The organism is Butyrivibrio sp. AC2005, from assembly GCF_000424145.1.
Lineage (GTDB): Bacteria > Bacillota > Clostridia > Lachnospirales > Lachnospiraceae > Butyrivibrio.
On record NZ_KE384137.1, the window covers coordinates 187,744 to 210,578 of the forward strand.

A 22,835-nucleotide genomic window follows, 5' to 3' on the forward strand; every position below is an offset into this window, starting at 1 on the left:
AAATGATAAAAGCTGCATGAAAACAAATATTTCGTGCAGCTTTTTGTATATATGGAAAAGCCATTATATTTAATATAATCTGAGTACTCCGAATACACGGCCAAGAATCTCACAATCATCAACTATTATAGGATCCATGTCATCATTCTCTGGCTGTAATCTGATATGTCCGTTCTCTTTATAGAATGTCTTAACAGTAGCAGAATCATCAATCAATGCTACTATCTGTTCTCCGTTACGGGCTGTATCACAGGCTTCAACGAATATACGATCACCATTAAAAATACCGGCATTAATCATTGAATCGCCCTTCACATTTAAAATAAACATCTGTCCCTTAGGACACATCTCAGCAGGAATAGGGAAGTAGCTATCGATATTCTGTTCTGCCAAAATCGGCGTTCCTGCAGCAACCTGCCCTACAACAGGAATGTTAACCATCTCTGTTCTGATCATATTAAATGAATCATCACAAATCTCTATTGTACGGGGCTTGGTAGGGTCTCGCTTAATATATCCATTCTTTTCCAAAGTTTCAAGATGTGAATGAACAGAAGATGTGGACTTTAAATGAACTGTCTCACATATTTCGCGTACAGTTGGCGGATATCCCTTATCCAGTATCTTTTCTTTTATAAACTCAAGAATTTCCTGTTGCTTTGCGCTGATTTTTCCTTTTTCCATTATTATCCTCCATATAATCAAGAACCTATGTTCAGATTAACATAAAATGCAGGAAAAAGCAAACGTATATTCGCTGTACTTTTTATTGGACAGGAGATTGTATAGAATTAATACATAAGATATTTGAATTAATCACAAAACACTCACATTACTGTGAGTGTCCTGCGATTTTCTTATGAGGGGGAGATAGTGTGATTTGGTTTATCAACTACCTTGATATCAATAATATAGTACAATTATGAACATTTTATGAACACAAACGAATGATTTCTTTAAGATTATTAATAAATATAATCAAGTACAAATGTTCGAAAAATGTATTGACAAAAGAATGGATGTTCGATATATTGTTCATGAGAACAATTGTTCGTAACGTTTGTTCGGCATAATGAAGGAGAATGGATATGAGAAAAGCAGAAACCGTTAATATCAGAAACAATAATGTTATTTATGGGGACAATAGATATAAGAGAGCAGTTCTTGCAAAGAGAAGAAGAGAGAGACTTATAAGAAGACGTGCAATTACATTTGGTGTTATGGCATCAGTTATAATCTTTATGGCTATTCTGCTTACTTTTTCATTCAGCTCTGATGCAAGTAATATGAATAACGAAGAATATCGCTATTATACATCTGTAAGTGTAGGAGTTGGCGATTCTGTATGGACACTTGCTGAGAAATATATGGATGATCTTCATTATAGAAATACTAAGGAATTCGTTTCTGATATAGCAAGAATTAACAGAATATCACCTGACACAAAATTAAAAGCAGGATCTAATCTTATTATTCCTTATTATTCTGAACATCTTAAGTAAATAGAAAAAATATGGAAACTACATTTTTGATAATAGTATCTAAAAATATCAATTAAATTATATTACTTTTGCCAATAGCAATTCTTATCATGGAATTGCTATTATTATTTTATAAAAATTTAATAATTTAATTCGGAGGTACTTTATGTTATTTCAACTCTATGGCACAAGTGCCAGCTCACAACTTATAGGTTGGGTGATGGTTTTTGTGGGTCTTATTCTTATGAATGAGATAGGACGTAGAACTAAAGTTGGTGGAATGCTTGTCTTTGTTGTTATTCCTACAATTCTTACTGTTTACTTTATAGTTGCTCATTTGGGTGCATTTGGTGGAAAGGCCAATCCTACGGTTGCTTATATGGATGGCTGGTTCCACTATTTTAAACTTTATGCAGCAGATATCGGCTGCGTAGGCTTTATGATGATCAAGTATAAATGGGGCATTGGTAAGGAAAAATGGTTTGCATGGTTTCCCTGGGCAATAGTCGCAGCGAACATCATGATTGCCAATGTTTCAGATATGGAGTCAGCAATTGCTGCATTCTCTATTTCAGGTAATCTTAGCGGAGCCTGGTGGGCATCCAATGAAGGTGTATTTATCTATGGTGGCTGGTGGAATGTTGTTAATGCCATCGCAGGTATGATAAACATATTCTGCATGACAGGATGTGTTCACCTTTATACATCAAAGGATAAGAATCACGCAGATATGCTCTGGCCTGATATGACAGTATGGTTTATTGTTGCATATGATGTATGGAATTTTGAGTACACATATCTTAATCTTCCTACTCATTCATGGTACTGCGGTGTTGCACTTTTGCTTGCACCTACATTTGCCAATGCATTCTGGAACAAGGGTGCATGGATTCAGAACCGTGCAAATACACTTGCAATCTGGTGCATGTGGGCTCAGGTTGTTCCAGGATTCCAGCTTAGCAGTAAATTTGCAGCTGCACTTCCTTCAGTATACGGTGGAGCAACTGCAAACGGCATAACTACAATGGATCTATATGCTAAAGCTATTGAACTATACAACGCAGGTGCAGGTAAAACTGCTCAGGCAGGAGAGATTATTTCATCCATGGGAATTACTGCTGATCCCAGAATGCAGGGCTTTGTAGCAATTCTTTCTATAGCAGCAAATGTTATATGCATAGCTGAGATAATCAAGAGATCTGTTAAGTCTGGCAAAAATCCTTATGCAAACGAAGTATTTGGTGATACTAAGGATTTCCAGATTGCAATGAAGAGAGCAGCATAAGAATAATAATACGTTTTAGCACTTTCTTTAGGGGGGCTTTTTATAAAGCCCCCTATATTTGCGACTTTTAGAAGTTGTACGAAAAGTTTTTTATGATTCAGAAGGAGATTTTTTATGGGAAGAAAACCACCCTATAAGCCGTCTTATGTAAAAGATGACGTTGTAATGAGAGAGCCCATTGTTAAATTAGGTAAGATGATAACGGACAGGGTTCCTTACCATCTTGGATTTAAGAAACTGACAAATGATGATCCTGAATATTGGGCTCTTTCAGCTATTGTAAGTGATGAAGAGGCAGAACTTGCCTTAAAGATGGGAGTCAGAAAGCCCAAGACCTTTGATCAGCTTAAGAAGCTCACAGGCATTGAGCCTACACATTTACAAGAGCTTCTTGATCATATGTCATGGACAGGTCTTGTAGAATATAATTGGGAAAATGAAAAGAGAGAAAAGCAGTATCTTGTTCCCATGTATGTTCCCGGAAGTGCAGAATTTACAAATATGAATAAGGAACTCATAGATGAGCATCCTGAAATGGGCAAATTCTTTGATTATATGACAACCCTTCCACTTGAAAAGATTACTCCCATGGTTCCTCCGGGAGGTGCCGGAATAGGAATGCATGTTATTCCTGTCGAAAAAGCTATTGACATGAATAATGAATCAATATCACTGGAGCATATTTCACACTGGCTTGATAAATATGAAGGAAAATATGCCGCCAGTCCATGTTCCTGCCGTCGTTCACGCAAGACCTATAATGAAGGTTGCGCTGATGATGAAATGGATTGGTGTATTGCTGTCGGTGATATGGCAGATTATGTTGTAGAGACTGGCAAAGGTGGCAGATATATAACCAAGGATGAAGCGCTTGAAATATTTAAAAAGGCTGAAGATAATGGATTTGTTCATCAGATAACCAATATCGATGGTGAAAATAAGATATTTGCTATCTGTAACTGTAATGTTAATGTATGTTATGCACTTAGAACCTCACAGCTGTATAACACGCCTAATATGTCACGCTCTGCCTATGTTGCAAAAGTAACTAAGGAAGATTGTGTGGCTTGCGGCAGGTGCGTAGAGGTATGTCCTGCAGGTGCTGTTAAGCTTGGACAGAAGCTCTGCAAAAAAGATGGTTCTGAAGTAAAATATCCCAAGCATGTCCTTCCGAGCGAAAAGAAATGGACTGAAGCTGACTGGGATTGGGATTACAGGGATAACAACAGAATTAATTGTTATGACTCAGGAACCGCTCCATGTAAGACAGCATGTCCTGCCCATATTGCAGTTCAGGGATATTTAAAACTGGCAGCTCAGGGTAAGTATACCGAAGCTCTTGAGCTTATCAAGAAAAATAATCCTCTTCCTGCAGTTTGCGGACATATCTGTAACAGAAGATGTGAAGAAGCATGTACCAGAGGAACCATTGATCAGGCTGTTGCCATTGACGAAGTAAAGAAGTTTATTGCAGCAAAAGATCTTAATTCTGAAACCAGATTTATTCCTAAGAAGGTTATACCTAAGGTAAATGGCGAATTTGACGAAAAAATCGCCATTATAGGAGGAGGTCCGGCAGGATTATCATGCGCCTTTTATCTTGCTGAAAAAGGTTATAAACCTACAATTTTTGAAAAAAATGACAGAGCAGGCGGCATGCTCGTTTATGGTATTCCATCATATAAACTGGAGAAGGATGTTGTCCAGGCAGAGATTGATATTATCAGGGAAATGGGCGTGGATATTAAGACAGGTGTAGAAGTCGGTAAGGATATTACACTGGACGAGCTTCGCGGTCAGGGCTACAAAGCCTTCTATATTGCTATAGGATGTCAGGGTGGACGAAAAGCAGGAGTTCCGGGAGAAGACGCTGAGGGCGTTGTAACAGCTGTTGATTTCTTGCATGCCGTAACAGATGACGAAACACTAAAGGTAGAAGGTGATGCTGTAGTAATTGGTGGCGGTAATGTAGCTATCGATGTTTCCAGAAGTGCTGTAAGATGTGGAGCCAAAAGCGTTAAACAATTCTGTCTTGAGAGCAGAGATATTATGCCTGCTTCTGATGAAGAAGTAGAAGAAGCTGAGGAAGATGGTGTTGAGATTAACTGCGGATGGGGACCTAAGGAAATTCTTACTGAAAATGGTAAGGTAACCGGAATCGTTCTTAAGCGTTGCCTTTCTGTCTTTGACGAGGAGCATAGATTTAATCCAAAATATGATGAGAATGATACTGTTACAGTCAAATGTCAGCATGTATTCTTAAGTATAGGACAGAGCATTTTATGGGGTAATATGCTTGAAGGATCTAAGGTTGAACTTGGAAGAGGTAACGGAGCCATTGCGGATTCACTCACATATCAGACATCAGAACCGGATATATTTGTTGGCGGTGATGTTTATACCGGTCCCAAATTTGCAATTGATGCTATTGCAGCCGGTAAACAGGGTGCTATTTCAATACATCGCTTTGTGCAACCGAATTCTTCGCTTACAATTGGACGTAACCGTAATGATTTCAAGGAGTTTGATAAGACTGACATCCTGGTAAAGGACTATGATACATGTAAGAGACAAATTCCCGGAAAGAGTAATGCTATTGCTGATCCCACTCATTCCTTCCGCGATGCAAAGCTTGTATTTACCGAGGAACAGGTTAAAGCAGAGACAGCCAGATGTCTTTCTTGCGGAGCGTCTGTTGTTGATACAAATAAATGTATCGGATGCGGTCTTTGTACAACAAAATGTGAATTTGATGCTATACATCTGTATAGGGAAAATCCTGAATGCAGCGTAATGAGAAGAAGCGAGGATAAGCTCAAATATATTCTCCCTTATGCCGCAAAGCAGGCAATAAACATCAAATTCAAAGGCAAGAAATAAAGAGGTTTTTTATGCACGAACTTGGTGTAGTATTTCATATAATTGATGACCTTAAGTCAGTTGTAGATGAGAATAAAATTGAAAAAATTGACAAAGTGACCGTTGAACTTGGTGAAGTTTCAACTGTTATACCTCATTTCCTTACTGACTGCTGGAAATGGGCGTCTGATAAGCAGGATTTTATCAAAGGAACTGAACTTCTAATTGAAACCATACCGGCAATTACACAGTGTGAGGATTGCGGTAAACAATATGGTACAATTGCGCATGGAAGAATCTGTCCATTCTGTCAAAGTGAAAGGACTTATCTTGTCCAGGGCAATGAGTTTATGATTAAGGAAATTGAAGTTTCCGATGATGAAAATTAAATAGTCGGTTATATAAACACATAAATCCCAATGGTTAAATTCAGATAACAAAACCATTGGGATTTTTATATTGATAAATATTTTATAACCAATAAACATAAGATTTTTAAAATTATTTTATAATTATAGACATTTTTAATGACATAAGCTTACTATTTTGATAAAATATATACATGTTGCATAACAAAACTAGATAAGGGGGTATTCATAACCATGGCAACGAAGGAGAAAAGAAACGTTATTGTTGGACAGTCAGGAGGACCTACAGCTGCAATTAATTCCTCGCTTGCAGGTGTTTATCGTACAGCTAAAGACCGCGGATACAAAAAGGTTTACGGAATGATTCACGGTGTACAGGGACTTATGGAAGGGCGTTACATTGATCTCGCCGACCATATCAAGACAGGACTTGATGCTGAACTGTTAAAGAGAACACCATCTGCATATCTTGGCTCATGCCGCTATAAGCTGCCTGAGATCTTTGAAAGCAAAGAAACTTATGAAAAGATTTTCCAGATATTAACTGACTTAGAAATTGACTGCTTTATCTATATCGGCGGCAATGATTCTATGGATACCATTAAAAAGCTTTCGGATTATGCTATTATTTCCGGCTCAGCTGTAAGATTTGTTGGTTGTCCCAAGACAATTGATAATGACCTTGCTCTTACAGATCATACACCCGGATATGGCTCTGCAGCTAAATATATAGGAACCTCCGTAAAGGAAATTATCCGTGATGGATGGAGTCTTGAGACAGAGCATGGCCAGGTTGTGATTGTTGAAATCATGGGTAGAAATGCAGGATGGTTAACTGGTTCAGCTGCACTTTCAAGAGGTGAAGACTGTGACGGACCTGATGCAATCTATCTTCCCGAGCTTCCTTTTGACGTAAAGAAATTTGTTGAAAAAGTTAAAAAACTTCTTAAAGAGAAAGCAAACGTTGTTATTGCTATTTCTGAAGGTATTCATGATAAAGACGGAAAATATATCAGTGAGTATGATAATGGCGTAGAATATATTGATGCATTCGGTCATAAGCAGCTCACCGGAACAGCAAGATATCTTTGCACAGTTCTTTCTACAGAGATTGGCTGCAAGACAAGAGCTATCGAGCTTTCGACTCTTCAGAGAGCTGCAAGCCACTGCGCTTCACGTGTTGATATTCTTGAAGCATATGAAGTTGGTGGTGCTGCCATGAAGGCTGCTGATGAAGGCGATAGCGGTAAAATGGTAGTTATTGAGCGTCTTTCTGATGATCCTTATCAGGCAGGTACTGAGGTTAAGGATGTTCATAAGATTGCTAATGATGAGAGACTAGTACCAAGAGAATGGATAAACAAAGAAGGTACATATGTAACTGATGAATTCATAACCTATGTAAGACCTCTGATTCAGGGTGATGTTGGTCCTATCATGGTTGATGGTATTCCGAGACACCTCTTTGTTCCCGGCTTCCAGGAACTTCTGTAAATTTAATATAATAATTCTAAAGGCCACGCTTCGTTTGAAGAGTGGCCTTTTAAAATGATGATTTTTGACTTTATTTTTGGTTATGCGGACAAGAAGTATTTTCATTTGTCTGAATAAGGATCGATAGTTGCAGCTCTTCGCCTGTGTTCATCCTCGATTGCTGCATAGTGTTTTGCAGTTGTATTTATATCCTTATGTCCAAGAACATCTGCAACAAGCCTTATATCCCCGGTTTCGCGGTAGAGAGCTGTACCATAGGTGCTGCGCATTTTATGAGGTGTCAGCTTCTTGCCGGGAACTGCCATTTGTGTAAACTTTTTGACTAAAAGCTGTACGCTTCTTACGGTGATGCGATTTTTTCTCAAGGATAAAAATAAGGCTTTTTCTTTTTCGTTTTCACAAAGAGATGGCCTTTCGAATTCGATATATTCCTTTAAGGTTTCTGCGGTTGTACGGTTAAAATACAAAATCTGAGTGTTTCCTCCTTTTCGTACAACGGAAAAAGAGTTCTCGTCAAAATTGATATCATCAATATCCAGTCCAACACATTCAGAAACTCGGATTCCTGTATTTAACAGAAGAGTGAATATAGCTGTGTCTCGGAGATTAGTTTTTTCAAGTAAGGCTCTTTGCCTGTCAGATACCTTCAGTTCAGTATTTATTACAGTATCCATAAGGGTATTTACTTCTTCGGAATTCATCCTGATAATATCCTTTTTTGGCGTCTTTTTACGCTTTGCAGCGCCAAGAGTAGGGTTGTTCTTAAGATAATGATGCTGACACATAAATTCATAGAATCCTCTGACAGCAGACATCCTCCTGGCAATTCCTTTTTCTTTATTTACGTGTTTATTTTCCCCGTTATTAAATGATAAAAATCTTTGGAATTCATTTATGTCTTCAAAGGATAGGTTATCAAGAAAAGTTAAATCGATTTCTTTTATATCTGAAACATTTTTTAGAAGTGGATTTTTTTCCTTTAGAAACTGAAAAAAAGTAATCAGATCATAGGCATATGATATTACCGTATTTATTTGAGATGTAAGCTCTTTATCATCTAAAAAAGGCATACAATATACAGGAAGTATGCCCTCTAATTCGTGAAGCTTTTCTAAACGTGCTAAATGCAATTTTCTGTTATATTCTGAATCTGCCCCCATTACAACTCCTCCAATCACTATAAATTGTAACATAAATCCTTTTTCTGAGATATAGAAGTGATAATTTTCGCAATTGTATTATTATGACACTATAAATTGCAATAATATTATATACAATTACATAAACTTTATCGTATAATTCTAACTATAAATGAAAATTGTTTTTTGGAAGGGAGAAATCATATGTGGACAAATTCAATGCTAAAACAAAATGGTATGGCTAATTTTACCAAAAACCGTTGGGCGTGTGTTGTAGTTTGCTTATTACTTGGAGTTGCAACAGGAGGAAGCAGTGGTTCTGTAGGAAGTAATGTAGGAAGCAGCGCAGGAAGAAGTGAGAATGGACGTATCGATTTTAATAATATTAATTGGGATGTAGTAATTCCGATTCTTATGGTTATTCTGGCTGCATCACTCGTATTTATTATTATAGGGCTTGCACTTAAGATATGCGTTTTTAATCCTCTTACAGTCGGATGCCAGAGATTCTTTATTGTTAATCGTGTAGAAGAGAAAGCTGCGATTGGTAATGTTGGTTATGGATTTAAGAGTAACTGGAAAAACATCGTAAAAGTAATGTTTATTATGCATCTTTATCTGTTTTTCTGGAGCATGCTTTGTGTTATTCCGGGAATTATAAAGGGTTATTCATACAGACTTGTACCTTATCTGCTTGCAGAGAATCCTGATATGACACATGATGAAGCAATCACACTTTCAAGGAAAATGATGGATGGACAGAAGATGAATGCATTTGCATTTGACCTTTCATTCCTTGGATGGGCATTACTTAGTGTCTTTACCTGTGGCATCCTTTGGATTTTCTATGTTGGTCCTTATAAGAGATGTTCAGATGCTGAACTTTACACCGCTATAAAAGAAACCTATAATCCTAATCCTGCAGTTATGTAAAGATCATTTTATTGCCATAATAAACGTCTGAGTACGAGCTAAAAAAATAGCCCACATCCAAATAAAAAAGGATGTGGGCTTAATTATTTTAAATAAACATATTACTTAAACAGTTCTTCCATTTCGGATAGAGCTTCTTCAAATACTTTAAGTGCATCTTCTATGGGAGCAGCTGTTGTGAGATCAACACCTGCAATTTTAAGAAGACTTACAGGATCCTTAGTACATCCGCTCTTTAAGAATTTTTTGTACTCATTGACTGCAGGCTCACCTTCCTCAAGAATTCTCTTTGCAATTGAAACAGAAGCTGCAAAGCTTGTTGCATACTGATAAACATAGAAGTTGTAATAGAAATGAGGAATTCTGCACCATTCGTATGCAATCTGAGGATCGGAAACCATCTCAGATCCAAAATATTCTTTATTAAGATTGTAGTATACTTCAGATAAGCTCTCAGCAGTAAGTGGTTCGCCTTTTTCAGCCATCTCATTTGTTTTTCTCTCAAATTCTTCAAACATAGTCTGCCTGTACATTGTAGACTTAAAACTTTCAAGGAAATGATTAATGATATATGCCTTTTCTTCCTTGCTCTTTGCCTTGTCTTTGAGATAGTGGTAGAGGAGTACCTCATTGGTTGTAGAAGCAACCTCTGCTACGAAAATCTTGTAATCTGCATTCCAGATGCTTTGTTCATGCTCGGAATACCAGGTATGAATTGAATGGCCCATTTCATGAACAAGAGTGAAAACATCCTCAAGAGTATTATTGTAATTAAGAAGCATATAAGGATGAACACCATAAGCTCCGCTACTGTAAGCACCACTTCTTTTGCCTTCATTCTCAATTACATCTATCCAACGATTATTGTAGGCTTCATTAACGATTCCGAGGTATTCTTCGCCAAGAGGTGCCAGAGCCTTAAGTGAAATTTCCTTTGCCTCATCGTAACTGACTTCCATATCAAAATCACTTATCATGGAAACATAAACATCGTACATATGCAGCTCATCAACGCTCAGAAGCTTTTTTCTGAGTGCAACATATCTATGCATCTTATCAAAACCTTTATGGATGGAATCAATAAGTCTGTCACATACTGCCGGATCCACATCATTTGCATCAACTGCAGCCTCAAAGTTGGAATTGTATTTTCTTGCCTTTGAATTAAAAATACGAGCTTTTACTTCACCGTCATATAAAGCAGCCCAGGTATTCTTAAACTCCTCATATCTGCCATAGAAAGCTTCAAAAGCTTTTTTTCTAAGCTCCCTGTCCTTAGACATCTGAACGGGAACAAATCTTCCGTTTGAAAGAATTACCTCTTTTCCCTCTGAATCCGTTACACTGGGGAATTTAAGATCAGCGTCGGATAACATATTAAAACCATTATAAGGAGTTCTTCCCATTTCACCGGCAGATGCCACAAGCTGTTCAAGCTCTTTTGAGAGAATGTGATCCTTAAGCCTTCTCATTTCCCTGATTCTAAGTTCATATTGTTTAAGCTCAGGAACTTCATTGTAAAAGGAAGTAAGAGTCTCATCTGAAAGTGTCAAAACTTCAGGCTCTACAAAGGATGCCTTCTCGTTTATCTGCAGATAGGCAGAAGTTGCTCTCTGATTCATTCCGTTATACTTGGAATTGGCAGTATCCTCATCATGTCTCATATGCGCATAGCCATAGAATTTACTTGTTAAAAGATCAGCCTTTTCATAGATTTTAAGTGCCTCAAAAAGGTTATTGGCATTATCACACAACTTTCCGTTATATTCGCAAAGCTTATCGGCAAGAGAAAGAGCTTCCTTTACATCGGCTTCCCACAATTCTTCGTTTTCATAAATATCTTCAAGGCGCCATGTCATAGCCTTTTCTACTTCATTTCTTTTCGGTAATTTTCCTTGCATTTAAGTATTCTCCTTATTATTATGATAGATGTGTGTAAAATATTAAGTTCAATAAATACGCACTTGTTAAGTATAACAAATATTTTTCATGGTTACTAATGAATTATCTACAAAAAGAGGAGATGAAATCTATGAACTACGCTGAAGAGTCTTTACGTTTGCATGGAGAATGGCAGGGGAAAATTGAGGTTGTATCAAGGGTTAAGGTTGAAAATAAGGAAGATCTTTCACTTGCATATACACCAGGAGTTGCTCAGCCATGTCTGGAGATACAGAAGGATTATGATAAATCTTATCAGCTTACGAGAAGACATAATCTTGTCGCAGTTATAACAGATGGAACAGCAGTACTTGGTCTTGGAGATATAGGCCCGGAAGCAGGAATGCCTGTCATGGAAGGTAAATGTGCACTTTTTAAGGAGTTTGCTGACGTAGATGCGTTTCCTATTTGTATAAGAAGTAAAGACGTTGATGAGATTGTACGTACCATTTATTTGATTTCAGGATCCTTTGGTGGAATAAACCTTGAGGATATTGCTGCACCAAGATGCTTTGAAATCGAGAAAAAGCTTAAGGAGATCTGTGATATTCCTGTTTTCCATGATGACCAGCATGGTACTGCTGTTGTAGTCGGTGCTGCACTTATCAATGCATTGCGTGTTGTTAATAAAGAAATATCCGAAGCGAAGGTTGTTATAAACGGAGCCGGTTCTGCAGGAATTGCTATCGGAAAACATCTGCTTAATCTGGGTGTTAAAAACCTTAAGATGGTTGATAGATTTGGGGTTCTCTGTGAAGGCGTGGAAATGAATTCAGCGCAGGAAGAGATGGCTCAAAAGACAAATCCCGAAAAGTTTTCAGGAAATCTTGCTGATGCCATGAAGGGAGCCGATGTATTTATCGGAGTCAGTGCACCGCATATTGTCAGTAAAGAAATGATAAAATCAATGAATGCCGGAGCCATTGTATTCCCGATGGCAAACCCTGTTCCGGAAATCGAACCTGACGAAGCACTTGAAGCAGGTGCAGCTGTAGTTGGTACAGGAAGAAGTGATCATCCGAACCAGATTAATAACGTACTTTGCTTCCCGGGACTTTTCAGAGGTGCTCTGGATGTTCGGGCTAAGGATATAACAGAGGAAATGAAACAGGCTGCATCATATGCTCTTGCGAACCTTGTTTCACTTGAAGAATTAAATGACAAATACATTCTGCCGCTTGCATTTGATAAGAGAGTCGGTCCTACAGTCGCTGAAGCAGTTGCAAAAGCAGCAAGAGAATGCGGAGTTGCAAGAATTTAAATAATGTGTTTTCAAGACCTTAGAAATTTCTAAGGTCTTTTTTATCCCCTGTAACAAAAGATTCGATAAATAAATTTATAAGTTTTTAATAAATTAGTTACGTTATATCGCTTATAATTATAGTGGTTATATAGATGTTTTGTTATATTTCAGGGGGAAATACATATGAAGAAAAGGATTTTTATTATCTCATTAGCACTTGCAATGGCATTATCTATGTCTGCATGCGGTTCCAAAAAGGATAATAATGAAGTTTCTGAGCCTTTAAATATCACAGAAGGCAAAATGAAGGCCGGAACATCCGTAAACAATAATGATAATAATGATGCAGGCACAGTAGAAAATACAGCTGCCAAAAGCACTTCTCAATCATCAAATTCATTTGTGGGCTATTATAAATTAATAAAATTCATAAGTAATGGCGAAGATATTACAGGTGAACTTCAGCAAATAAATGAATATGGTGTAGGAATTTATATGGTTGTAAATGAAGATGGAACCGGTCATGTTAATATGATGGGTGAAAAAACGGATTTTACCTGGGATGATAAATTCGTACATATCGAAGATATTGATACTCCTTATACCTTTGATAATGGTACAGTAGTACTTGCAATGGATGCAGACGAAATGACCTTCGAACCAATGACAGAGGAAGAGAAACTTGCTTACGACAAAGGTGATTATGATAAAACAGTAGATGATATTGCTGACGAAATGATCGACCAGGCCTTTGGTGAAGCAACAGACAGCCTTAATGAAGCCGCAAAAGATGCTACAGAAGGATTAAGTGATGCATATGAAGAAGGAACGGATGCTTTAAATAATGCAATGGAAGATGCTAAAGATTCTTTTGACAACGCTGTTGATGACGCTACAAATTCTCTTACAGGATCTTTAACCGGTTCTTTAAAAGGGGATAAGGATTCTTCAAAAGCAGATACTGATGATTCAAAAGATAGTAATAAGGTAGAATTTGACTCCTCCTACCTTCCGGATTTATCTTCAGGAAAGCATAATGATGCAGGCTATTATGAGATTATGGCTTTTCAGGAGAGTGGAACAACCTACAATGCAGATGCATTAGCAAAGGCAGGTGTTGAATTTGATATGATGCTTTGCCCTGATGGAAAAGGCTATGCTCATTTCATTGGAACATATTATGATCTCTCATGGGATGATGGAACAATTTATGTCGCTACAGATGAAGGGCAGCAGAAGATGATCTATTTCAGTCAGGATTACGATGACAGACATATAATTTCAATTAGTGATTCCAATATGGCAATGGTATTTCAATTAGTAAAAGATGCTGATTCTACATATGAATGGAAGGGTGGTTCAGGACTAAAGCCCGAATAAGAGATTGGCATTCAACATTATATTTATTGATAGGACTGACATATCACGATGTCGGTCCTTATTTTTATTATTTTTTTTTATAGTTATTTAGGCTTTGTTAATTATATCGTTGAAAGCATTATTATATAATAATTTTGTCAAATTTAATTGTTGCAGCAAATTGTGTGAAAGGCAAAAAGCATGATCCAAAAAACTGCTACAGTATGCGATTTAGCAGAACTTAGGCAATCACTACCGGAATTAGTTGATTATTTCGAAAACCAGGATTACAAGGATGGTGTAATCGAGGTATTTGTTGGAAATATCCCGGAGAATGATGTTCCTGAAATATTAAAACTAATAAATAATAGTTTTCCAAAAATGAAGGTTATTGGCTTTTCTGTTGCGCAGCAGGCTTTACTTCTGCAAATGGACAGTGCCATAGTAATCAGCTTTACGGCCTTAAATATGTCCAAGGCAGAGCCTTTTTATAAGGAAATAGATACAAATAATCAATTCTTTGTAGAAGACTGTTTAAACTATGCAAAGGAACTCAATGAGCATTTGAAGACATTGAAAAATGTTAAAGCCATAGAGATATATTTTTCTTATTTAAAGTCCAGTGCTGCAAAATTCCTTGAAGTTTTAACCGAGGGACTTGAAAATATACCTGTCTTTGGTGCTATTGCTGCCGGAAATATAGCTGGTGAGGTTAAAAACTTTATCACTATGGGTAACGAAGATTCATTTGTTATTAGTGGGGAAGATTTTAATCTTGGAATCTCCGGAATGATTTTCTCAGGTGAAGAATTATATGTATATGAAGAATATCTTTTTGGCTGGGAACCCCTTGGAAGATATATGGATATAAGTGCCCAGGCAATTACTGATAAAGGAACCACAGTTATAAGCTCAATTGATGGTATGAGGCCTGTAGATGTATTTAAAAAATATCTGGGAGTTGAAACAAATGATTATTTCATACAAAACCTGGGAGAATTTCCTATAGTACTGGAGCGTAACGGTTTACTTATCGGACGAACACTTTCAGGACTGGGAGCTAAAGGTGAAGTTTATTTAAAGGGTGATGTACTTGAAGATGAGAAGATAAGGCTATCTTATGCTGAAGCAAAAGAGCTTCTTAATGATACAAGAAAAGCAGCAAACAGAATGGAAGCTTTTAGGGCGGAAAGGCTTACGCTTATTATCTGTGGAAACAGATTTAATTTCCTTCAGGATGATTACATGATGGAAATAAATTATTATAGCGAAGGACGTGAGGAGAAGCCCAATGTAATTATAGGCATGGGTGAAATATTTATGCATGGTGGTAAAGGCGGGGTCCTTAATTCTGCACTTGTTGCAGTCGGTATGAGGGAGGGACTTAAAAGTGAAGAAGCTATTCCTGTTCTTACCACCAGACAGACACATAGCTACGATGAAATAATCCCCCTTTCTGAGAGACTTTCACATTTTTTAAAAGCAATGACTAAAGAATTAGAGGAGTCAGCTCAGGATGCAGAAGCAGCAAACAGAGCAAAAAGTGAATTCTTATCAAATATGTCACATGAAATAAGAACACCTTTAAATGCAATGCTTGGATTGGATGAAATGATTTTAAGAGAATTTGATGATCCACAATTGCAGGAGTATGCTCATGATATAAAATCAGCCGGTAATACACTTATAAGCATTATAAATGATATTCTTGATTTCTCGAAAATTGAAGCCGGAAAAATGGATATAATTAATGTAGATTATGATTTCTCATCTGTATTAAATGACATTATTCATATGGCAATGCCTAAAGTGGAATCAAAAGGTCTTACTTTTATTCCGGAGATGGATAAAAATATGCCTAGTGTCATTAATGGTGATGAAATTAGAATAAAGCAGATAATTACAAATCTTTTATCAAATGCCATAAAGTATACTGAAAAGGGAACTGTAACCCTATCGGTTTTTTCTACTAAAACATCTGAAAACACTGCAGAATTTCTTGTATCGGTTAAAGACACCGGTATAGGCATAAAAGAGGATGAAATAAATAAGCTTTTCGACGCTTTTCAGCGTGTTGATGAAGAGAAAAACAGAGCTATTCAAGGCACCGGTCTTGGACTTAACATTACTAAAAAACTCTTAAATCTGATGGGGAGTGAGCTTAAAGTCAAAAGTGAATATGGTAAAGGAAGTGAGTTTTATTTTATCATCAGTCAAAATGTAGTTAAGTGGGATCCTGTAGGTGATTATATGGAATCCTATAAAAGGGCACTTTTTAATAAAGAAGCCTATAAAGAAAAATTTGTAGCACCTGATGCAGAAGTGCTTGTAGTTGATGATACTCCCTTAAACATATCGGTATTTAAAGGACTTCTGAAGAAAACTCTGGTAAACATTGATGAGGCTGAAAGCGGAAAGCAAAGTTTGGAAATGACAAGAAAAAAGAAGTATGATCTTATTTTTCTGGATTATAGAATGCCACAGATGGATGGTATAGAAACATTACAAATTCTGCAAAAAGAAAAAGATAATCCCAATAAGGATGTTCCTGTAATATGTCTTACGGCTAATGCAATTTCCGGAGTAAGAGAGCAATATATAAAAGCAGGCTTTACTGATTATCTGACTAAACCAATTATGTCCGATAAATTAGAAGCTATGATGATAAGCTACCTGCCACAGGATAAAGTAAGTACAGAAAAAAGTAATACCACGAATGAAGATAATGAAAATACGACAATTTTTCCTGACTGGTTATATAAAGCCAAAAACATAGACAGGTATGAAGGTCTGAAAAACTGTGGGTCGATTGATATATATATGGATGCTGTCAAATCGTTTACAAATTCGTATGCAGAGAATAATCAATTGATCAACAGATTTTATAATGATAAAAACATTAGTGATTACACAGTAAAGGTTCATGCTCTTAAGTCCTCAGCCAGATTTATTGGTGCCATAAGACTTGCAAAGCTTGCAGAAAGCCTCGAAATTGCAGGAGATAATAAAGACCTTGAAGCTATAAAAAAGGATACAGAAAAGTTATTATCCTTGTACAAAAATGTTTTTGATGACTTAAAGCCTGTAATGGAAATATCAAATGAAAAAGTTCTTCCTGCCATAGAAAAAAGACAATTTACAGACGCATTATCTACACTAAAAGAACTTTCTTTTTCTTTTGATTACGATGGCATAAAATATATATTGGATAGTCTTAATGAATATAAAATTCCTGATAAAGATAGAATTTTACTTACAGAGATAGAGGGAGCATTAAGGCATGCAGACTGGGAAAAAATTAAAGGTATATTGGAAGAATTCTGAATGCATGCGCTAGGAGGGAAGGCTATGAGCAATACGTTACTTTTAATCAGTAGTGGTTCGACATTTATGGTTGATGCTCTTACAAAAAGTCTTAAAGATGTTGGCATTGAAGTATTAAGAGCAGCACCCCAAATTAACGAATTAGAAAAATTCAAAGATGATCCTCCTGTATTTCTTTTTTATCTCGGAAATTATCTGGAAGATATAAAAGATGTTCTGAACTATATTAAAGATATGTGTATTGAAAAAAATAAAACATTGTACACAATCGGTGATATGAGTGAGTACAGCATTTTAACAAGTATTATTCCCGAATATGTAATTCTGGGCCATCATGAGAGGCCAATAAATACAAAGGAAGTTGCTTCTAAAATGTTAGAAATACTTTCAGTAAATGAGTCTTTGTCAAAAAGAAAGACGATACTTTTGGTCGATGATGATCCGACATTTCTGACGCTTGCAAAAACATGGCTGGAAACAGAATACAATGTAATTATAGTAGGCTCCGGGGTACAGGCAATAACTTATCTTGCGAGTAAACGACCGGATCTTATACTTCTTGATTATGAGATGCCAATTACAGATGGACCTACAGTACTTGAAATGATAAAAAGCGAAGAAACAACTGAGGATATTCCTGTAATTTTTCTTACAGGAAAAGGTGACAAAGAAAGTGTCATGAAGGTTGTTTCTTTAAAACCTAATGGGTATCTGTTAAAGACTCTGAATCAATATGAATTATTGAAAGCAATACGAGAATTCTTTGAATCAATTGATTAGACAAAATAAAGTATGAAAGTTAAAGCCAGCTTAATATGCCTAGCTTTTATTTATAGAATACAGATTTTATGGCATGGAGAGCAGAATATATTACTTCGTTAAATCTCTCTTTAACGAAGTGTAATGTGCCTATATTGATAAGTAACGGGAAAATAACAAATAATTGGTATCATACAGATAATTAGCTCAAATTATACATAAAAATTGCAGGAGCCAATAGTTGACTCCTGCAGGATAATAATAAATCTATTTCTAATCAGAAATTAGTATGCTCTGTACTTATAAACAGAATTCTTGCCGCCTACTTTCTTAAGTCTCTTAACAAGCTTCTTGTATTTTCCAAAGCTTGAAGCCTTAACAAGGAATAATGTATTATCATTAGCTGACTTAAATGCATCTTTTGCAAAAGTATCAAGAGCGAATCCCTGATTTTCTACGCGAACAAGCTTAGATTTTCCGGAGAATGCTGACTTACCAACTTCAGTTACGTATGCACCGATCATAACTGTCTCAGCTTTTTTGCATTTCTTGAATGCATTGTTGCCAATCTTTGTTACCTTGTATGCCTTACCACTAATAGTTACTGTTGAAGGAATTGTAATGTTTCTTGCATTAACCTTGTTGCATTTTACAAGAGTAGCTGTATCATCACCTGTTACCTTGTATACATACTTTGCATCAGCAGAATTATCATTGTCGTTAAGTGTGGCATTAAAGTTTACAGTTGTTCCGGCACCATTGTTTGAGCCATCGTCAAAGGTGAATGCCATGCTTACTGCTCTGTTCTGACCGTTGCCGCCTCTACTGATAGTGATATAAGGATGCGCAGGTGTCCACTTATCAGCCTCTGATGTGAGTCTGAATGCACTGTCTTCAGGTAATGATATTACGCAAGCCTTAAGCACAGGGCTTATATTTGTCATAAGACTACCCTGTACAAATGCAGGAACTACATTAAATGTCTTCTCATTAGATGTAATAGTTGTACGTGTGGTTGTATTATCAGAATTCAAAACAGCTAAGGTATAATTCTTACCAGAGTACATAACATCTTCATCGTACTGCTGAAGCTTCTTATTTGTATCGCTGTGTTTACCCTTTGAATCACGAAGCTTTGTAGCGTAGTTAACTCTTGTAAGGTCAAAATTCTTCATGCTTGCTCTTGAAACATTAAAGCGGTTATAAGTAACAGTACCCTTCTTTACTTTATCGCAAGCAGGGATATCAGTCTCATACCACTGTTTACCAAGCTTAACCTGATTCCAGCATCGTTTTTCATTGAAAAGGATATCGTTCTGAATATCACATTCGTCAAGAAGTAATGAAAATGCAAGTGCATATCCCTGTGATGAAGCTCTATGAGTTACCAATGCACCATAAGCAGTATTTTTAAGATCCTTATTGTCGATACCAACATTTGCATAGGTTACATTATCAATAATCTTGCTGAAGCATTCAAGCTCCTTGGTAAATGCTGCTGCATCAACATCGATGTTATTTATTATCTGATTTACTGCTTTCCTAAGAGATTTTTTCTCAGCAGAATAGTCATTATCGCCGGTTTTCTTAAGATATGCAAAGCAGCTGTATTTGCCCTCACTATTCTTAATATAAACAAATTTCAGCTCTGCCATTGCACCTGCAATTTCGTAAGGATTGCTGTAAATATATGCACGTCTTGCATATTTGAGATCATCATTTGAGAACTTCTTCTTCTCATCAGCGCCTGTATACATTGTATAGAAGCCTGAAGCTTCAAACTCAGCCTTATTTGCTGATGTAACCTCAATGTTAGCATCCTTGATTCTTGTATCAAGATACTGATAAGCATTGAAAATTTTCTTCTGATTTTCATTAAGTGCATCCTCAACTGCGGATGTAGCAGCCTCTACAGTAATGGGCTCTGATGCAACAAATGAAACAGGAACTACAGATACAGCAACAGCTGCTGCAAGAAAAACTGACTGTAAACTTTTGCAAAGTTTACCTTTTGAATTGAACATATTAAAGCCTCCCTTTTCTCATAGATGCTTTTTTTGAAAAAGCAACTTTTTTCATACTTTATTTCATATCGAAATTATATCTTAATATGTCCAACAAATGTCCAACAATATTTTCAATTTTATTATCAATTATTGCGAATTATTGTTTGCCAGCTTATTCTGTAGCTCCATTATCTGATTTACTATTGGATTTTCGCTATCAAAATAGCGTACATACCCATGAAGTGAATTTGCCTTCTGCTGTAATGTTTGTGAATGACTCCATATAAAAATTACAGATTTACCCTTTCCGTTCTTTGCTTCCTGAATAAGGTTAGCAGCTGCACTATTACCATCAAAGGCAACTACCATGGAAGGTCTTCTCTCAAAAATTTCATAGTTAAAGCTTTTATATATACCCATTCCTTCTGCTTCAGGTGAAACGCGTATTATTACACCGGCCGCCATTAGTTTATCCTTCTCATGCCTGGATATAAGAGCAGGAACAACGGCATATATCTTAAAATTCTTTTTGTTATTCTCTATAAGATATTTCTCATAGCCTGATATTTTATGCCCAATAACAAAGCATACTTCATCAGGATTAAGAAAATCCATTAGCTTGTCCAACTCACATTGTCCGTCAGGTGTAATTCTTGTCGCGCGTTTTTCAGTGTTAAAGCTTCCTCCCAGTAAAACAATGGGAAAACGATCCCAGGTAATTTCTGAAATTTCATCTTTAAGCTCTTTATTTGCATCAAGTCTTTTCTGTTTTCCTGATGAGTCTTTCGATATTTTTACAGTCTTCATTTTTTCAAGAAGGACCTCTTCCATATCCCTGTTCTTTACAAGTGAAATGAAAGCCGCTTTCTTATCTGAATATGCAATCTGCCCCTCTTCTATTATGCTATTCTCTGCTTCCTTCATAAGCTCAAGATCATCATCCGATAGCTCGAGCATCTTTTTTAAAGAGAGCTCTTCATCAATTGAATTAGTTCCGTAAAGAGCTGCACCATCTGTCCCCTGAACACAGCGTATTCCCTGCTTGAGGTAATATTTTAATGGATGATCTTTTAATGAATTCAGGTTATTCAGCCTTACATTACTGGTAAGCTGGAACTCCAGGACAACATTATTATCCTTTAATTGCTTAATTACTTCCTTACCCTTTTGAGATCTGGGACTATAAGTATATAGACCATGTCCCAGCCTCATTTTGGGCATGGTTTGTCCAGGCAATAAACAATCTTTTACACATGAAATGCTGTGCGCAATATTATCCTTCAAACTATCGTTTTCACCGGCGTGAACTCTTATAACAAATGAAGGGTCTATTGCTGCAAATTTCACCAGTTCCTTGAAAACAGGCTTCAAGGTGATAATGTCATTAATTTCCTCACCAACAAAATCGCAGCCTGCCACATAGGGATCAAGAAATGTTGCACGTAGGACTTCAAGATTTTGTTCAAGATAATCAGAGGGAGTTACCGCATCCTTAACTATCGTTAATGGAATTCGCCTCATTGCCGCCAGGAATCTGATCATTACGCCTGTTTCCTGGTAAATCTTTGGCATTACTTCATGAACCTGCTTTAGCATTTCAAGTGATTCATATTTTTTTACCAGGGTCGTATCACTTATTTCGGCATAGCAAACACCCTGCTTTTTATAATTTCTTGCAATCCACAAAAGCTTATCCTGAAAAATTGTATTATTGGAATAATCAGGATTTTCCTTATCTTTCAGCATTTGTAGTAATGTATTTTTCACATCAATATCCGGTATCTGACTTATATTATTAAGATTAATCAGTTCTTCACTTTCTCTTGCTTTACAAAAAACATATCTGTAAAGATATACCTTCTCCAGATTTGTGAAAACAGCCTGACCATCTTTTATTACAGCAAGTGAACCTCTTATCTTAACAATATTCATTTCCGCATTATCAAGATTATTTAGAATCAGGTCGGCAAAATTTATGAAAGTATTATCATTAATTCTTCTGTCAAGATATTTACCCTGCAGGCCTGAGGTTACAAATTGACGTGCCACCTTAGCACGTTGTTCAAGAAGACGCTTTTCCTGTGCATCAGTAAGTTTTAAGTCAAGCTTCCTAATATAATATAAGGGATATCTGATTTGGTGATATATTCCAAGTGCGATAAGAACATCTCCGGGTAGATTTCCATTCATGTGAGTGTGAAGATCTGCTCTGAACTTAATGTCCTTTTTTATCTGAGTTTTGAAAATCGTTTTAGAAAGATCAAGCTGATAATTCTTGGTCTGGCTCATAAGAGTCTTGGCTATAGCAGGTATTGTTGCTTTTAAATCAACACTGCCATCGGGGAAAATGCTTGCAACCTCAATATCTCCCAGCGTAAACACATAGGCTTCAAGATTTGAGGAATCGACAAAGCAGGGTACCTCTCCTTTAATAACAAGCATACCATCATCATTCTCGGAAAGTGGCAGACCACATATAGTCGATAAATTCCTTATAAGATTCCCCGTATGATGGTTAGGTGTTGAAAGTACATAGAATAATTTATCCAGGTCTTTATAAAGGCTTACAATAATATCCTTTTCGGTATCCAGGAAAAAGCATGTAAAATAAGTCATGGCAGATCCTTTCAAAATCAGACACAAA

15 protein-coding genes are annotated in these 22,835 nt (G+C 36.6%); 10 read left to right on the forward strand and 5 right to left on the reverse strand.

Translation table 11 applies throughout. The annotated features are described in order from the left end of the window. Positions 1 to 69: 69 nt before the first annotated feature. Positions 70 to 684, reverse strand: a complete 615-nt coding sequence (gene lexA, locus G602_RS0117855) for a transcriptional repressor LexA (RefSeq protein ID WP_026660173.1) — start codon at positions 682 to 684, stop codon at positions 70 to 72. Positions 685 to 1,088: 404 nt separating this feature from the next. Between lexA and G602_RS0117860 the strand changes: the two genes are divergently transcribed. The 5 genes from G602_RS0117860 (at position 1,089) to G602_RS0117880 (ending at position 7,487) form a co-directional block, all read left to right on the forward strand. After that, positions 1,089 to 1,502, forward strand: coding sequence for a LysM peptidoglycan-binding domain-containing protein (locus tag G602_RS0117860; RefSeq protein WP_026660174.1), 414 nt, complete (start codon positions 1,089 to 1,091; stop codon positions 1,500 to 1,502). A gap of 145 nt (positions 1,503 to 1,647) precedes the next feature. Then, positions 1,648 to 2,766, forward strand: coding sequence for a DUF5692 family protein (locus tag G602_RS0117865; protein ID WP_026660175.1), 1,119 nt, complete (start codon positions 1,648 to 1,650; stop codon positions 2,764 to 2,766). A 114-nt stretch (positions 2,767 to 2,880) separates the two neighbouring features. Next, a complete protein-coding gene (locus G602_RS0117870; protein ID WP_196808719.1) occupies positions 2,881 to 5,646 on the forward strand; it encodes an FAD-dependent oxidoreductase in 2,766 nt (921 codons plus the stop codon). Positions 5,647 to 5,657: 11 nt separating this feature from the next. Then, on the forward strand, positions 5,658 to 6,014 hold the full coding sequence (locus G602_RS0117875; protein ID WP_026660177.1) for a hydrogenase maturation nickel metallochaperone HypA: 357 nt from the start codon (positions 5,658 to 5,660) through the stop codon (positions 6,012 to 6,014). 213 nt (positions 6,015 to 6,227) lie between these two features. Beyond that, positions 6,228 to 7,487, forward strand: a complete 1,260-nt coding sequence (locus G602_RS0117880; protein WP_026660178.1) for a 6-phosphofructokinase — start codon at positions 6,228 to 6,230, stop codon at positions 7,485 to 7,487. Positions 7,488 to 7,588: 101 nt separating this feature from the next. Here G602_RS0117880 and G602_RS0117885 read toward each other — a convergent pair whose 3' ends face one another. Continuing rightward, entirely contained in the window at positions 7,589 to 8,647 is a 1,059-nt protein-coding gene (locus G602_RS0117885; protein WP_026660179.1) for a tyrosine-type recombinase/integrase, read from the reverse strand. 183 nt (positions 8,648 to 8,830) lie between these two features. Here G602_RS0117885 and G602_RS0117890 point away from each other — a divergent pair, with 183 nt between their 5' ends. After that, complete coding sequence (locus G602_RS0117890) at positions 8,831 to 9,559, forward strand: DUF975 family protein (RefSeq protein ID WP_026660180.1); 729 nt, start codon at positions 8,831 to 8,833, stop codon at positions 9,557 to 9,559. A 101-nt stretch (positions 9,560 to 9,660) separates the two neighbouring features. Here the strand turns inward: G602_RS0117890 and pepF are convergent, their stop codons facing one another. Beyond that, positions 9,661 to 11,460: an oligoendopeptidase F gene (gene pepF, locus G602_RS0117895; RefSeq protein ID WP_026660182.1), complete on the reverse strand. Its 1,800-nt coding sequence runs from the start codon at positions 11,458 to 11,460 to the stop codon at positions 9,661 to 9,663. Between the two features lie 131 nt (positions 11,461 to 11,591). On the opposite strand from pepF, the gene G602_RS0117900 reads away from it, so the two are divergent. From G602_RS0117900 to G602_RS0117915, 4 genes are all read left to right on the forward strand, one after another. Then, on the forward strand, positions 11,592 to 12,761 hold the full coding sequence (locus tag G602_RS0117900) for an NAD(P)-dependent malic enzyme (protein ID WP_026660183.1): 1,170 nt from the start codon (positions 11,592 to 11,594) through the stop codon (positions 12,759 to 12,761). Between the two features lie 165 nt (positions 12,762 to 12,926). Beyond that, entirely contained in the window at positions 12,927 to 14,123 is a 1,197-nt protein-coding gene (locus tag G602_RS0117905; RefSeq protein WP_026660184.1) for a hypothetical protein, read from the forward strand. Between the two features lie 180 nt (positions 14,124 to 14,303). Continuing rightward, positions 14,304 to 17,426 carry a response regulator gene (locus tag G602_RS29255; protein WP_049945317.1) on the forward strand — a complete coding sequence of 1,041 codons (3,123 nt, stop codon included), beginning with the start codon at positions 14,304 to 14,306 and terminating at the stop codon, positions 17,424 to 17,426. Between the two features lie 24 nt (positions 17,427 to 17,450). Then, positions 17,451 to 18,206, forward strand: coding sequence for a response regulator (locus G602_RS0117915; protein ID WP_026660185.1), 756 nt, complete (start codon positions 17,451 to 17,453; stop codon positions 18,204 to 18,206). Positions 18,207 to 18,469: 263 nt separating this feature from the next. Here the strand turns inward: G602_RS0117915 and G602_RS0117920 are convergent, their stop codons facing one another. After that, on the reverse strand, positions 18,470 to 20,209 hold the full coding sequence (locus tag G602_RS0117920) for a leucine-rich repeat protein (RefSeq protein ID WP_026660186.1): 1,740 nt from the start codon (positions 20,207 to 20,209) through the stop codon (positions 18,470 to 18,472). A 129-nt stretch (positions 20,210 to 20,338) separates the two neighbouring features. Next, complete coding sequence (locus G602_RS0117925) at positions 20,339 to 22,807, reverse strand: hypothetical protein (RefSeq protein ID WP_026660187.1); 2,469 nt, start codon at positions 22,805 to 22,807, stop codon at positions 20,339 to 20,341. Positions 22,808 to 22,835 lie beyond the last annotated feature (28 nt).